General features: G+C 42.7%; 10 protein-coding genes. 1 reads left to right on the top strand and 9 read right to left on the bottom strand.

Features of this window, described 5'->3' with window-relative positions; all coding sequences use genetic code 11:
* Window positions 1-4: 4 nt before the first annotated feature.
* The 8 genes from AACQ17_RS15625 to AACQ17_RS15590 form a co-directional block, all read right to left on the bottom strand.
* A complete protein-coding gene (locus AACQ17_RS15625) occupies window positions 5-1,621 on the bottom strand; it encodes a hypothetical protein (protein ID WP_094147212.1) in 1,617 nt (538 codons plus the stop codon).
* Entirely contained in the window at window positions 1,611-2,399 is a 789-nt protein-coding gene (locus AACQ17_RS15620; RefSeq protein ID WP_094147213.1) for a DUF4123 domain-containing protein, read from the bottom strand. Before AACQ17_RS15620 ends, AACQ17_RS15625 begins: the two co-directional genes overlap by 11 nt.
* The gene (gene tssI, locus AACQ17_RS15615; protein WP_094147214.1) at window positions 2,399-4,378 is read right to left on the bottom strand and encodes a type VI secretion system Vgr family protein; all 1,980 of its coding nucleotides are present in this window, start codon (window positions 4,376-4,378) and stop codon (window positions 2,399-2,401) included. Before tssI ends, AACQ17_RS15620 begins: the two co-directional genes overlap by 1 nt.
* Before the next feature lie 139 nt (window positions 4,379-4,517).
* Window positions 4,518-5,036, bottom strand: a complete 519-nt coding sequence (locus AACQ17_RS15610; protein WP_094147215.1) for an Hcp family type VI secretion system effector — start codon at window positions 5,034-5,036, stop codon at window positions 4,518-4,520.
* A gap of 699 nt (window positions 5,037-5,735) precedes the next feature.
* A complete protein-coding gene (locus AACQ17_RS15605; protein WP_094147499.1) occupies window positions 5,736-6,971 on the bottom strand; it encodes a Wadjet anti-phage system protein JetD domain-containing protein in 1,236 nt (411 codons plus the stop codon).
* Window positions 6,971-10,393, bottom strand: a complete 3,423-nt coding sequence (locus tag AACQ17_RS15600; protein WP_094167810.1) for an SbcC/MukB-like Walker B domain-containing protein — start codon at window positions 10,391-10,393, stop codon at window positions 6,971-6,973. The genes AACQ17_RS15605 and AACQ17_RS15600 overlap by 1 nt, the downstream gene beginning before the upstream one ends.
* Complete coding sequence (locus AACQ17_RS15595; protein ID WP_094147811.1) at window positions 10,390-11,031, bottom strand: DUF4194 domain-containing protein; 642 nt, start codon at window positions 11,029-11,031, stop codon at window positions 10,390-10,392. Before AACQ17_RS15595 ends, AACQ17_RS15600 begins: the two co-directional genes overlap by 4 nt.
* Window positions 11,021-12,511: a Wadjet anti-phage system protein JetA family protein gene (locus AACQ17_RS15590; RefSeq protein WP_094147810.1), complete on the bottom strand. Its 1,491-nt coding sequence runs from the start codon at window positions 12,509-12,511 to the stop codon at window positions 11,021-11,023. Before AACQ17_RS15590 ends, AACQ17_RS15595 begins: the two co-directional genes overlap by 11 nt.
* Before the next feature lie 81 nt (window positions 12,512-12,592).
* Between AACQ17_RS15590 and AACQ17_RS15585 the strand changes: the two genes are divergently transcribed.
* On the top strand, window positions 12,593-13,396 hold the full coding sequence (locus tag AACQ17_RS15585; RefSeq protein WP_094147809.1) for a WYL domain-containing protein: 804 nt from the start codon (window positions 12,593-12,595) through the stop codon (window positions 13,394-13,396).
* A 38-nt stretch (window positions 13,397-13,434) separates the two neighbouring features.
* On the opposite strand, the gene AACQ17_RS15580 is transcribed toward AACQ17_RS15585, so the two are convergent.
* Window positions 13,435-14,612, bottom strand: a protein-coding gene (locus AACQ17_RS15580; RefSeq protein WP_094147808.1) for an IS3-like element ISVch4 family transposase whose coding sequence is annotated in 2 segments (ribosomal slippage) — window positions 13,435-14,354 and window positions 14,354-14,612 — 1,179 coding nt in all. Because the reading frame shifts where the segments join, the coding sequence is not laid out codon by codon here.
* Window positions 14,613-14,684: the final 72 nt, after the last annotated feature.

Genomic DNA, 14,684 nt, shown 5'->3' with positions numbered 1-14,684 from the left:
CGATTTAACCAATTACCGTAACACGATACGGTGAATGTTGTTTATCCATAGCATCAACCCAATCCCATCGGTGTTTTTGGGGAATAGCGTCTGATTTCACCTTATTTTTTGTTTGTAGGCCATCCCATCCGACATCGCCATTTGATGAATCAGCATAATTTGTATTTATATCCGTCGAGGTTTCGAGCAAAACTTCCGCCCAGATCCCACCATGATAAAACACCAACTCAACCCGAGCGTTTGGGTCTTTCGTCTCTGTCGTTAACGCCAGCATCCCCTTGGCATTGACATTGCTTCCTACATTTACATTAAACGCACCTTCCATCATCCAAACACGAAGGCCGCTGCGAGCATTCAAATCACCCTTGATCGGCATTTCCACTTCGGCTTCAAAATCGTAAGTCGGCGCTTTCTGTGGTGTATACTGAATGCTGCCTTTCGCGCTCAACGCCGCTTTTAGCGTGATATCAAACTCGGCTCCGGCATAGGCTCCGGCTTTCCCTTCTTTGACTCGTTGCTCCAACTCTGCGGCTTTCTCCCGCACCGTTTGCACAACGTTGCCCAATTTAAAATACATGGCCGCGGCCATCAGCATATCAAGCTTCAACTCAAAGCCAATCAGGGGATCCAAACCCAGTGTCACCTTTCCGTCGACATCCAACCCATTATTGGCCACTTTAACGGTCTGCTCCCCTTCAAGGCTTAAGGAGGGCGGCTGAAAATCGAAATGATACAACTTCACCTCACCTTTGCTTGCCTTTTCCGTATAAAGACCCGATTGTATCTGCTCCACCATCTGGGTCGCCGCTTTCACGAGCTTCATTTTCTTTTTGATGCCCTCAAATTCCGTGTCTAAATCACGTGTACTGGGCTTACCCGGGATATTAGAGTCCGTATGGGTATAACCCACCCCATACTGAGTGATTTGGCTCCCTTCATTGATGGACAAACTCCCTGACAGAGAAAAGCCTTTTTCAATTTCCTTTGTTGGAATACTGAGACCATCAAGTTGCCCCGTACTCTCTTTGTACTGATACGCTTTGTGTCGGTCTTCATCTGAGATGCTTTTCTTGATGTGTTTTCCTGCCAACGTCAACTTCGGTTTCAGCGTGAGCTGCGGATACACATCAATAAAGGTGTCATTGGGGATTGGCCCCAAAAGATAACTAATAGGTGGAGAAAGCCACAGTGTCTGCTCGGTTTGCGGTTTTCCGGCGCATTGCGTGATACACACTTTATAACGGGTATGGCTCAATGCGGTGGCTTTGTTTTCAGACAGTAAATTTTGTATCGCCCCAAGTAACCCCATTCTTTCACTGGGTATCGCGCGATAATACAAGGTGTGATTTTTACATTGTGAAGCCGACAGCGCTTCAGAATACGCGATGTTATCGCTTAAGTACCCCGTAGGGCAGGAAGAGAGATGATTGACACAGCTCCCTTCAATCGCAATATTAACGGAAGTGCCTTCCCCTTTATCCACGAGTTTGACGGTACGAGTGCCAACATCGCCATTTTTAAACTCAAAAAGGCCCGCATCGCTAGTGATTTGGTAGCGAACTAAACAATCGCCTTTTCGATTACAGCGGCAGGCAACACCTGCCGGGTGTTTACATGACATGAGTTGTCCTTACTTCAGACTGAAGACGCATGATTCGGTAATCCGCTGGATATTGAGTGTTCGACAAAAGTGTTTGCCACGGCTTGGGAAAGTTAAGCAGGCTAGTAATTTTCTCATCTGAACACCACTGTGCAACCCTTTTGATGTGAGTTGGAAGGGAGATCTCCCATTCAATCAATTGGTTGACCAGCGCTTCGCTAAAAACTTTGTTCGTATCGCCAACAATGCTGGCAACTTCATCGACCAAGTTTTGCTCACACTGAGCAAGGATAGCTTGGTAGTGAGTGTGCTCGATGGGAAACGGTGTGAATGTTTCATACCCAAATCGGCGATAGGGTGTCAGCAATGGCTCGAAGTCTGACGCACGTTGTTGTGGGAATGTAGTATGAACGCTCTGTATCGGGCCGAGGAAGTGGTTTAGCCAGAGTGGCTCAAATCCATCGAGGACAGCCCATAGCACTCGTGGATCGTAGTAACGAAAAAATAGCCGCTCTTTGGTCTGTAGGATCTCAATATTCATCAGACGACGAAGATGAGCGCGAAGCGTCTTGTGGTCATGATCTGATTGAAGGAAAAATCCCCAAGGGGCATTTTTCGTGGTGAGCTGCGCGGTAAGCTCTGGGGTCATGAGCACCAGAAAAGGAGCCACTAGGGCAAAGTCTTCTTCGATTGGCTCTGGAAATAAACACCAATGCTCGTTATTCGACTTTTTTACTTCGGCAATAAACTCAGGAGCCACGGCTCGATCCACTACGGCATAATTGACTAAATGACGCATCAGCTCATCTCCGGGCAGTTAGCGACAAAAGCGCTCCCAGCTGAGGCGGCCGCTTCTAAAACCTCCGCGCTTGAAGGAAGGGCTAGTGAGCCGGGTGAGCCTCCCGATTTAATCAAGATGGTACCACCATCTATCGCGACGCCACTGGCATCAATCACAACAAAACTTCCGCCAACTTGTAGGGTAATTTTGCTGCCACTTTTTATCGTAATGTCGCCGTCGGCACTGACCCCGATGGCACCCGCAATTTTGCGTGCCAAATCACCGCCAATCGATTCGTGTTTATCCCCTTTAGTATCAGAGAGATAGTTACCTTTTGTAACCTGGTTTTGTGAGCCATCCACCGTGAGCTTGCGGTCATTAGCGACGACATGCATTTCATCATGACCAATACTCACACTCTGGTCATAGTTGATGCGGGCATGATGAGAGTTCTCGACCTTCACTTGCATATCTTTTTGCGCGTGCACATATACCAATTCTTGCCCTGCTTGGTCTTCAAAGCTCAGTTCATTAAACCCTTCGCCTTGGTGGGTTTGCGTGCGCAACACGGTTTTGGTTTTATGGTCGGGCAAGACGTAAGGCGACGTATTGGTCGCGTGGTACGTGCGCCCAGTGACAATCGGTTGGTCTGGGTCGCCATGAAGAAAAGACACAATCACTTCATGACCAATACGAGGAATGGCCATCATGCCATATTGTCCTCCCGCCCATCCTTGAGACACGCGCACCCAGCATGAGCTTAGCTCATTCCCCTCAGACTCTCTGTCCCATGGAAAATGCAGCTTGACCCGGCCATGCTCATCACAAAAGATTTCCTCACCGTCTGGGCCAACCACTTTCGCCATGCACGGGCCATCCACTTGTGGTTTGGGGTGCGGCGTGGCTCGCCACGTCACATGAGCGGGTATCACGGTGAAATGGTTGGAGTAGGTCGTCGCGCCACTGCCCCCCGATTCTTCGAGGGCTTGAGGCTGGCTCCCTGTATGGACAATGCTCACAACGACCCAATCACGGTTAAAGCGCGGGTCCAAGTGGTCGATGAGGTCAAACTTTGTCCCTGCGCGTAAACGAGGCTCATTACTGGCGCCTTGCGCGGTGTGCGCTTCACGGCGTAAATACTCTAAACGAATTTGATTGAACGCCTTACCGCTCACATCGTCTTTAAAGCGGCCGGGGAAATCAAAATGCTCATAGTTCGGCTGTTGGTAATTCATCTCCGTACCACTAGCGTTTTGACTGAAACTGTAAGCGGGTTTTTTAAAGCTGTAATCGGCTAATTGGCTCTGCGCCACATGCGATTGAGTATGTTGAGCCCACTTGGACACATAAGGTGTGTCGGCTACCCCTCCAGACAGAGCATTCCAAGGCACCGGGCTATCGAGTTTGCTTAAGCTTTGGCTGTCATCACTGAAAAACAACGTGTGCTTACCAGCCTGATGAACAAAGTGATACACCAACCCCTCTTCGGCGGCTAAGCGATGCAAGAAATCAAGGTCGGTTTCACGGTACTGAACACAAAATTCACGCTGAGCACACTCGCGTTTGAGTGAAAAGGCGTAATCACTGATGCCCATCTCTTCGAGTAAAACGGAAAGGATTTCAGGCACCGTTTTAAGCTGGAAAATACGGCTGTTATGGCGCAGTGATAACCGCTCTAATGCAGGGACTAAAGTCAGCGAATAGTGGGTGTGGCTGTGACCGGTATCTCCGATACCAAAATGGCGAACAATGCCATGCACGTACTGAACCACCTGACCATTACGGATAACCGTAAGCTGGGCGTTTTTATCCACCACGTCCATCGCACTGAGCGTGGATTGACGACTCGCCAGCTCAATGTGATAACGAAACCCATAACAAGGCTCACCATTGACCTGTCGCGTGTCCGATAACGACTCCTGACCTTGATAGTCTCGCACTACAAACACATCCTCTGCGAGTCCATCAACCTTTAACGTAAAATTCAGCGTGGCCATCTTCCATCCTCTTTACACTAGAAACAGCAAAGCCTTAAGCAAGTCACACTCATTGAATGCACTTTGCTTAAGGCTAAAAAAGGTGGCTGACTCGATTGGCTTTGCTTACGCAACATCAGCCAGCCACCCAAATCAAAGCTTACGCTTCTACTGGTTTGCGCCAGTCATCCGAGCCTGAAGTACCCGCGTTCACGTGATCCCACAGGATTTTACGGTAAGACATAGAAACCGTAACGTTTTGCGTAAAATCAGCATTTTTTGAGTCTTGGCAGTGTGGCATTTCGCAATGAATGTCCACGATAGACGCGCTTTCGAGTTTGGTCGTGAAGAAGTTCTCTTGCTTACCTTCGATAGAGGTACGGTACCATTTTAGCTCAACCGATTTCATCTTCTCACCCGAAGAGAGGGCGTTATAAAGCAGAGGAACCGCTTTGTTGAGCGCGACGGTGAATTTGAATGGTTTGTGCACACGTTGACCTGAAGGCTGACCCGATTGTGGGTCGGTCGGTACAGTCACAGTATGGTCAAACATTTGAACCAACATTTGGTCTTCATGACCTTCAACGAACGCATCGCCGATAGAGTCAGTAGAAAGAGCGCCAGCAGTGATGAGGCCCTGTGTTTCGCCTTCGATAGAGATATAACATGGAGTTGGCATGACTTAATCCTTATTGAGTGAATCAAAGCGATGTGAACCACATCGCACAGTTTGATGCTTCGCTACGCAAAAGAAATGCCAAATCAAAAAGAGCTATATATCAAGTGGTTAGAAAAACCCAGCAAACACTCAAGCAATAAATTGCTCGCGTGGGCAATTTATTGCTCACGGCGACAAAATTTTTGCCCGTCACACCTGCCGAAGGACAATCAAGTCTCTTCAGTTCGAATAAAATCTGATCATTTACAATAAAGATTGATCGCTTTTGGGCTATATCAAGTCAGTCGGGGGCAGCTAAGCTAAAACTGTTTTTGCCTCATTTCTTGTTGGCGAAAGGAAATTACATCAGTCTCACACCGATAATTTTCGTTAGATTTCCTAATGCCAAACATGTGTCGAAGACAGAATAAGGACAGGCTGATTAAGAAAGGCATTGTTAGTAGTCCTAGTCTTCCATTCCGGTTAAAAACCTTGCACTGCAATTCATTGTCAAAGTAAACCTGTAACGCAGTTTTCAGATATGCATCAAGCCTGTTTACAAGTACATTCACCCAATCCACAAATATCAATTACAATAAATAGTAAGACTTAACAGTAAATAGTTATACTGAAAATTGATAGCAAGTTGTTCTTAATGTGGTTAATTATTTATTAATAACTCAGCAATAACTGCGTTTTAAATGCATATTTATTGACTTCTTAAATATTTCCTTTAATCTCAGGTGCTTCCCATTCAATGAATTCTTGCTCTTTAAATACAGGGTTGTTTATTAGTCCTTCAGATTCGTTTAACCATTCGTGCTTTTTGCAAATAAGTATCGCGTCTTTTTGTTTTCTTGTTGGAACTGTTTCTTGTTGTTCTAATGCAACTTCTTGAGGATTCATTTTCCAAAGACTTAGCCTATATCCTAAAGGTTTAATATAATCATCTAACCTCGCTGCAATTCTGTATCCACCAACATCTATATCACCCCAATGTGAAATTTTCTCTGGGTGCAAAGTCTCTAATATTCGTTTGTACGCCTCTAAAAAAGAGGGAGTAGGATTGCCAGCTAAGTATATTACTAATAAATTTTCGGGCTTTTCTTTATCTTCTGAGGCTTCATTGAAGCTCGCTAAATTTTCAATAGTGAGTATCTGTTTGATTTTACAACCTGCTTTTATTACTCCTTCAATAGTATCGGGTCGGAAGCCACTGTATGGAAAAGCTAGAGGATATAATATACCGCTGACTAAAACTTGGCAGCTTGAGGAACTACTTATAAGCATTGGTTGAGGGTGTTTTACCAAGCCTAGATTAGAAAAAACATCTTCCTTTTCAATCTCAAGTAGAAAAGATAATATGTGCGAAAGAGATTCGATACGCTTGCTATCATTAAACAATTGCACACTTAGCCTTCTCAGCAATATATCTTTACCAGCTTTTGAAGCATTCTGAGATGCATCTATGACCTTTAGACTATCGATCAGTTGCCTAGAGTTGTCAGGTGAAATACCAGAGGGAGATTTTCCATGTTTCCAGCCATTAATGATGTGGTCAACACGTGGCAGGCTGCTTTTTCCTGTGGAATTTAAATCATCAATTGCCTGCAAAGTTATCTCCCAAGGTAGTCTCTCACAAAGTAGATTAGACGCGGCTATGGGATTGAGTAGAGATATTCTCTTTAGTTGTCCGTTTTCACCTGCACCTAGATCCCAAACTGCCTCTATCGCACCAAGGGTAATATAAATCTGAAGGCGACCATGATACTCATCTCGGTCAGCAAACCGTTCAAGATTGTAGTATTCGGGTAAACTTGAACTTGTAGCTGGTAAGCTAACGGTATACTTATTCTCTGTTACCTTTAAAGTTCCGTCTGCAAAAATATTTCTAGCTGCTCTGTTTATTAGGCGACGTACGCTTATATCGCATGATTCTGAGCCTGTGCATTTCATTATTGTTCTTCCATTGTTTCCGGATGGTTTTCTGCAGGAGGCTCAAGCCCGAGCTGTTTATATGCCAAGTCCATAATGCTAGGGTTTTCCTCAGGTATATCACTTACCATTAATCTATTGGCGGCATCTTTGAATTTTGTTCTCACCATCTGTAAATCTAGTCCTTCTCTATCTAGGTCATAAATAGTTTGAGTGATTGGCGCAAGTTTAGTGCGCTCAAGTTCTGGACCTGCCATTATCAGTTGTAAACCTATGCTTCTTAGAAAGCGAGCGGTAGCTATTGCATTAATGGTATCCATACCATGAAAAGCTTCATCTAAGCAGATAAGTCCTATACCTCTTTTGTTTTTTCTAGGAGTGCCTAGTCGATAAGCTTTAGCTAAGGCTGCACCCGCTGCGACGTACATAGGAGCAATATGTTCTCCATTTGATCCAGCACCTTGTCTATTGCTCATTCGGTCAACTCTTTTGCCATTGACTAGAATATCAAGGTCAAATGTATAGAATTGCCTATAATCTAAAACTCCACTGGCATTGCCTGAATTGATAGCAGCCTCAACTAGATCACTAAGTGTTTCATTTATATCATCAGGGTTTTCTGCAAAAAGTGATAAATTATTGTTATCACGTGCTAACGTTTTAATGTGGTTGATCAGTGCTGAGTATTTAGGCACAACAGCTGTTGTAAATTTGTATTTCTCTCCACCAGTAAAAGATGGACAACTTTCCAATATCTTGTTTCGTTCTTGGCGCTCTAACTCCATTTCTTTAATTCGATCATGAAGTGACATCGCTATATCAGTTCGCAAAGTTTCTTCTGAAGCTTGACGAGCGAGTTCGGCTTCTTTCTCATATCGGTGTAGTTCCGTACTTGAGAGTTTTTCTTTCTCCCTTTCAGTCCAATCACAGCGATCGTGCCAGTTCATGTCTGTTACTTTGACATCAAGTCTTTCTTCTCGTATGTAGCCACTAAGTTCATCTGTTGCTGTTTCTAAAGCTCGATCTAAACGAGGACGATGATGTCCGATTTTATTTTCCACCTCTTTAAGGCGAGACTCATATAGAGACTCATTTCTTTCAATTTCCTCTTTCATGTTATCCAGTAATTCATAGTCAACAAGAGGATCTGAGAGTTTGACTTTTTCTTCTGCCGATATCGAGATTAGCTGCTCTTTGAGTCTACTCTTTGACATAAGTGAGGTACTTATCTTTTCCTTTAATTCGGCTGCAAGTCGGTCATTTTTTCGATATCTCTCCTCTAAGTCTTTATATTCTTTGATTGTGTTATCTAGTTGCTTTCGATATTCTTCGAGATTGGATAGATCTAACTGTGATAGCTGTTGAGTAGCATTTTGAATCAATTCATTAGCAACCAGTAGTTTTGCTTTTACATCTTGATCATCGTCATTCGTATTAGTTTTAAAAGCACTATCTAGCTGTTCGATACGATTAATCTGTATATCTAAGTTCGTTAAGTCTCTCTTTAAATCAGCCATATAGCGTGATAGATACGAGGTATCCTGTATCACTTTCCCTATTCGTAGCTCACTAGTCGGCACAAGTCGAATTGACTTGGTTAGTCCTCCCTGACTTAACATACCATCTGGAGTTATCGCCTTCGAATATGTTTCTAGCTCTAATTCTGTATCAACTAGGCGTAGGTTACCCAGCTTTTGAGTAATAAAACGCAGAGCTGTTTCATTATTTGCTTCAATAACACTAACAGCAAATTCATTTCTTTTGGCATGAAGATTAACATCACGAAGGTGGTTAGGCTGAATGATGGCTGCACCATTTATTTTTACACCTTGGCGCTTAGCTTCTCGTAAAAGTTTTACAGCCTTTCTAGTATCTCCCTCTGTTATAACTAAGGCATCACAATCATTACCCAAATAGGACTCTAAGGCTGGTGCCCAAATAGGATTGATGATGTCAATTAGTGCTGAAAGAGGTTGTGCTTTCATACCACTTCGATTGACGATTTCTAAAAGTAAAGTCGCTCCATCATTCAACATTCGACCAGTTTGAGTTGCAGCAGAAATCCTACGCTTAGTGGCGTTGTATTCATTGTTTATTTCACTATACTTATTTTGAAGATCTAATAATTTTGATTTTGAAAAATCATGGATCTGAAATAGTTCGTTTTTTATAGAACCAAGTGTACGTATGGTACTGACTCTGGGGTTTTCATGTTCCCTCGCTTGTTCGAGGTTTTTGATAGTATTAGATATCTCACTCTTTAAGCATGCAAAATTGCCGTCATTTATTACAGCCTTTAATGCAACTATTACTCGATTAGCTCGAGATATTTCTGGCTGTTGATAGGCATTAATAATTTGCTTTTGAGATTCTATTTGTTCGTTTAACCTTATTCTTAATTGTTCGTTTTTGTCTGTTTCTAAGTTCACAGTAAGTCGTGTTATTTCGTTTTGTTTATCTTCGCATTCACTCTTAGTAGAAATAGCGATTCTTTCGGCTGACTCTTTATTGTACTCTAGCGATTCTATTTCTGTATCTAATTTATCAATTCGTTCTGCTATCCATTCAACATTGAAAATGGCCTCAATTGCTTGAAGTGTTGCTATCCTTTTCTCTGCTTGATGTGCTCTCTTAAAGTTAGACAGTATAGCTTCGAGTTTTGATATTCTGGCTCTCGTTCTTAAAACGAGGTCTCGAAGCGCAACAAATTGTTCAACTTGCTTGCGAAAGGTCGTAATATCAACAGGGTTAGGCTCTACAACATAGTCGCGCACAAATTGATCTATAGAATCTACGTTTTTTAATGTCATTGATTTCACAAAGGAAGACATAAAACGTCGGGTGTTTGGCATTCGTTCACCATTAAGAGCATAAAGAAGCTCTTGAACGTACTCGTTTGATTTTTCGGTGAAAATTGGTGTCCTTCCTATTTTTTTTGCTTGTTCACGTGCGAGCTCTCGAAATTCAGCAAATGATATAGGTCGCCGTTCATTGCCATCGTAAACAATACAATCATTAGCTTTCAGATCTTGACCAGGAAGAACGAAAAGGCCTTTTATTTCATGTTCATTTGTACTTGCATCCGCTTCTATACATATCCCCGCAGATATGGTTTCGTTGCCTTTTTCATCTTGAAACACTAGTATAATGTAGGTTCGTGCTTCATCTCTCGCTCTGCCAATAATGTCACTGTCTTTATCAGGGTTGCGGAGCATTCCAAGGCAATAGCTCGTGAGACTGCGCTTTTGCTTGGTCGACACTGATTGCGAGTTGAAGCGAGTATATTGCTGATTACCGCCTAACATGGCTATCTGAATAGCGTCTAATGTCGAAGATTTTCCCGAGCCATTTGGCCCTAAGAAAGCTGTTGCTCCGTCAATTTCTATATCGACTGCTTCATGAAGATAAAATTGGACTAAGGTAATGCGTTTCAATTGCTTCATAAGCTTACCTCTTTCAGGTTTTCACCGTATTTTTTGTAATCCGAGGGTTCATAAAGCATTTCCGCGTTAATTTTGAGTTGTAAGACGGTTTGTTCATTAATGAGACTTTGAATCCCTGGGAGGATTTCTACAAACCAATCAGCGTCACCTAAATTTTCACTTTTAATAAGACGAGCAATGCCCCATCTTTTCATAGAGTCCAACATTCCCTGTAATTCTGATTGTGGTTTCATTGGTAAATCCCGCCCTGTAGATTCTTTAAATGCCGCTTCAAGCTCTGCCAAACTAACACCTGCAATACTTGCGTTAAGCATGCCGCGGTGCATATGGTGGTCATAGAGCTTGCGTAGTACTAATGCCAATAATGTGTGCATCAGAGGGACTTTACTGATTTCAGACATTATAGGAATTGCGGCTATATATCTTTCTTGAGTATTCAGATCAAGTCGGCAGCCCAAAAGGTCTAGTGCCTCAGAAAATTCATTTTCATAACTAGCTATGAGGTCGTAGTCCGCTCGCTGCCGTGGATTTGCTTGATATATTATTTGCTCGAAAATTAATCGTTGAGCTGCTCTCTGAAAGTCTCGTTCATTAGCAAATTTACTTTGTTCTGCAATACGTTTCCAACTAGTTGGCATTGTGCGTTCCTCCTTCAATAAGTCGATGAATTCTTACTGCTGGTGCTATAAGATATTCGTTTTCAAAAAACTCTCCAGTTAGCCTAATGTCTAGGTGCTTATTAAGTTCTTGATACAACTTAGGACGCCGAATGCCTGCCTTCATATTTTTTTTATCACGCTCCGCGATCAGCCCAAACCGAGTGAACGCTGCAAGAATACATAGGTCGTTAATTGAATTGACGCTCATATCACGGCTTTCTAGTACACTCCCTGGAGCTATATGACGTTCAACATATTGAATTATTCTTTTCTCAGATACTTCACGGTTCCCTTTCATTATTTGGCGGATCAATCGTCTTGCTTTTTCCTCTGATGAAAGTTGATATTCTTTTATTATTGCTCCTTTTAGTTTCCTCTTTTTCTTCATCGGCATTTTGAGTGCATCTTCACTAAAGAGCAGCCCTTGTGACCATCCTGTAGGAAGTTGTATAGAATGTTCATTTTTATGGGATTGGGCTGTTCTAATTATCGACTGAATAGCTTGATCTATTTTTAAACTGAAATTTCCTTGAGAGCGTACTTTGTATTCTAAATATCCTAAGGCTTGTTCATTAGCTCGGGTTACGGCTTCTTTTAATCTTGACAACAATCGATCAACTTCACGCAGAGCTAAAACTCGTTCGGCATCATGATCTATTAGCATGTCAGCCTCTTCATCTGAGCGGCATCGTAAATTTTTTCTATACCATTGACGTAACTGGAGCCTACTTTGTGGATGCTCTGTAATTTGACAAGCGAGATCGATGATGTCCCAGCGAGAAGCCAAGGGATGGTTACGAGAAAATAGATCTGAGTAGTCTCCAATATACAAGCTAGAAATATAGTCCCCAAAAAATTTTTCCAGAAACAAATGGGCTGATTCTTGTTCTCGTAGATGGTTACTTGCTTCTCGTACTCTCATACAAGTTGTGTTTAGCATTCGTAGAAGAGCTGAACATTCCTTTGCGGCAACTTGGAATACCGCCGCGTTTTTCTCTGGATTAGAATGTGTCTGTAGCAAATTGTTGTGGATAGATTGAACTCGCCCACCTATAAATTCTGGTCCCTGTTCTGCGAATGTTTTTAAAAGTTCAAATAAGTTTTGGACAGTTGGACGCATTTGAACAAATTGTGTAAACCCCACTCGCTCTATGCTGAGCCAACCACTGTCAAGAAAGCTGGTAAGTGCATCATGTGCTCGGACATTAAGTGGTGTTTTCACTTCTTCCAAGGTTGTTTCATGTAAGTCATCCCAACGAATTAGAAAGCGTTCGATGGAGGTGATTATACTTTTTTGTGTCCAGCCTTCACTTTCTGGGGGTGAAGCTTCAGGAGCAAAAAAGTCCTCATATAAATGCTCTAGTAACGACCAATTTCGCCTAGCATGTTCGTGTCCACCAAGTGGCCGAAAAATATGTTCTGGGACTCTATCAAAGAGGTTGTTGGTATCCTTATCCATTCATCACCATATTTTCGTAGACGATCAGTTAACATTAATGTTAAGTTAACATCAATGTTAACTGGTTGTCTAGAATGATTTATGAGATTTGATGCACGTACTCAACAACAATTTGAATACATTGAAATGGTACTCGCTTATGAAGGTTTGATAACCAATCAGCAGTTACGGGAGAAATTTAATATCACCAATGTACAGGCCTCGCGCATTCTTACATCGTACAGAGAGACTTTTCCCGATAACGTGATGAAGAAGGAAGGCTTTGGGCGTGGTCAATATTTACCGACTGAGAGATTTGTTCCAGAATGCGCACATCTTACTATTGATCGATATTTTCAGTTGACTCGAACAACTCCCAGTAGCGTCAATGTTGAGTACACACAGAATGACTTTACGGATACTTCTCCAGAATTGTTTCGTACAATTCATTCCGCAATGAAGAAGAAAGAAGCTGTAAAAATTCTATACCGCTCAATGAACCATCCAGATGGTATTGAACGGATAATTCATCCACATGCTTTTGTTTTTGCAGGAAGACGATGGCATGTCCGTGCATTCGATGAACATACGACAGAGTATCGAGATTTTAACCTCGCACGGGTATGGTTAGTTGAAGGGGGAGTTAAGAAATCTAAAGCTCCATCAGATACTAGTTGGGAGAAGATTGTATCTTTGGAAATTCGAGCGCACCCGTCATTATCAACGACTCAAGAAAAACTTATTCGAGATGAGCTTTTTAATGGAGCTATAGGACGGAGAGTGACAACACGACATGCCTTGGTTCCCTATGTTTTGAGAGAACTAGAGGTGGCAGAAGATCCTGAAGTGCAGCAACCACCTGAATATCAAGTATATTTGTACCATTTAGATGTGCCAGATGTTTGAATATGATTCTTTGGGCGTAAATGAAATATTTGTAGTGGTCAACTAAAATTGGCCACGGTTTTAGAGTTTTCCCAATATAATCGTTCTGATTCATTGGGAGTTAGACCACCGTTATACTGATGTGGCCTGAGTTGGCAGTAATATCCGATAATGTAGCGGGTGATCTCTTGTTGAGCCTCAGCGAAGCTACGATAGCCCACAGTTGGCACCCATTCCGTCTTCAGACTTCTAAAGAAGCGCTCTATCGGCGCATTATCCCAACAGTTTCCTCGGCGAGATAAACTCTGTTTTATTTGAAAGCGCCACAGTAATTGACGGTATTTACGGCTAGTATAATGACTGCCTTGATCGCTATGGAACATGACACCTTTTGGCTTTCCGCGAGATTCATAGGCCATAGACAGCGCTTTACCTGTCAACCGACTATCAGGCGACAAAGACATTGACCAACCGATCACTTTGCGGGCAAAAAGATCGATAACGACCGCTAAATACATCCACCGATTACCTGTCCAAATATACGTAACATCGCCAGCCCAGACTTCATTTGGAGCCGCAACAGCAAATTGACGACTTAAGTGATTTGGAACGTCAATATGTTCTTGTGAAGCCTTTCTGTAACGATGCTTTGGTTCTTGGCAGCTCACTAAACCAAGAGTTCTCATTAGCTTTGTTGCTCGGTATCGGCTCAGCTTTACACCCTGATTTGTGACTATATCTGCAATGGTTCTCGCTCCCGCAGAGCCATTGCTTGCGGCGTAAGCCTCGCTAATCAAGCTGCGCAGCTTTATTGTTTCCGCATTAATTAACGCTGGGCGTTTAAGCCAATAGTTATAACTACTTCGATGAACATTGAAGACTTCGCATAATATTTTTACACTGTGGCTCTGCTTGAGTTTCTTGATTATCAAGAATTGTTCAGTGAGTCCGACATCAAGAGAGCCGTGGCTTTTTTTAGTATTTCATTATGCTCTTCAAGGCGCGCTAGCTTCTTTTTCAATTCCCGAATTTCTATTTGCTCAGGGGTCATAGGTGAAGCTTTCGGTGTTTTCCCTTGGCGTTCTTCTCTAAGCTGGCGAACCCATTTATCCATCGTGGACTTGCCCACATTCATGGCTTGGGCTGCTTCAGTCACTGAGTAATTTTGGTCTAAGACTAGCTGCGCTGCTTCTAACTTAAATTCTGAGCTAAATAGTCGTCTTGTACGTTTTGTCATAATGTCACCTGTTAACTTATGAGGTGATGATATCACCTCTAACTAAGTGACCAAATTCACTATGCCACTACA

Origin of the sequence: Vibrio sp. V10_P2A27P122 (genome assembly GCF_963874335.1) — a bacterium.
Classification (GTDB): domain Bacteria; phylum Pseudomonadota; class Gammaproteobacteria; order Enterobacterales; family Vibrionaceae; genus Vibrio; species Vibrio anguillarum.
The sequence above is the reverse complement of the archived record's forward strand: the minus strand, read 5'-3'. Positions and strand labels throughout refer to the sequence as shown.

Excerpts from the sequence above, each read along its gene's own strand:
- AACQ17_RS15625 (WP_094147212.1), bottom strand. The coding sequence starts at position 1,621 with ATGTCATGTAAACACCCGGCAGGTGTTGCCTGCCGCTGTAATCGAAAA.
- AACQ17_RS15620 (WP_094147213.1), bottom strand. The coding sequence starts at position 2,399 with ATGCGTCATTTAGTCAATTATGCCGTAGTGGATCGAGCCGTGGCTCCT.
- tssI (WP_094147214.1), bottom strand. The coding sequence starts at position 4,378 with ATGGCCACGCTGAATTTTACGTTAAAGGTTGATGGACTCGCAGAGGAT.
- AACQ17_RS15610 (WP_094147215.1), bottom strand. The coding sequence starts at position 5,036 with ATGCCAACTCCATGTTATATCTCTATCGAAGGCGAAACACAGGGCCTC.
- AACQ17_RS15605 (WP_094147499.1), bottom strand. The coding sequence starts at position 6,971 with ATGAAATGCACAGGCTCAGAATCATGCGATATAAGCGTACGTCGCCTA.
- AACQ17_RS15600 (WP_094167810.1), bottom strand. The coding sequence starts at position 10,393 with ATGAAGCAATTGAAACGCATTACCTTAGTCCAATTTTATCTTCATGAA.
- AACQ17_RS15595 (WP_094147811.1), bottom strand. The coding sequence starts at position 11,031 with ATGCCAACTAGTTGGAAACGTATTGCAGAACAAAGTAAATTTGCTAAT.
- AACQ17_RS15590 (WP_094147810.1), bottom strand. The coding sequence starts at position 12,511 with ATGGATAAGGATACCAACAACCTCTTTGATAGAGTCCCAGAACATATT.
- AACQ17_RS15585 (WP_094147809.1), top strand. The coding sequence starts at position 12,593 with ATGAGATTTGATGCACGTACTCAACAACAATTTGAATACATTGAAATG.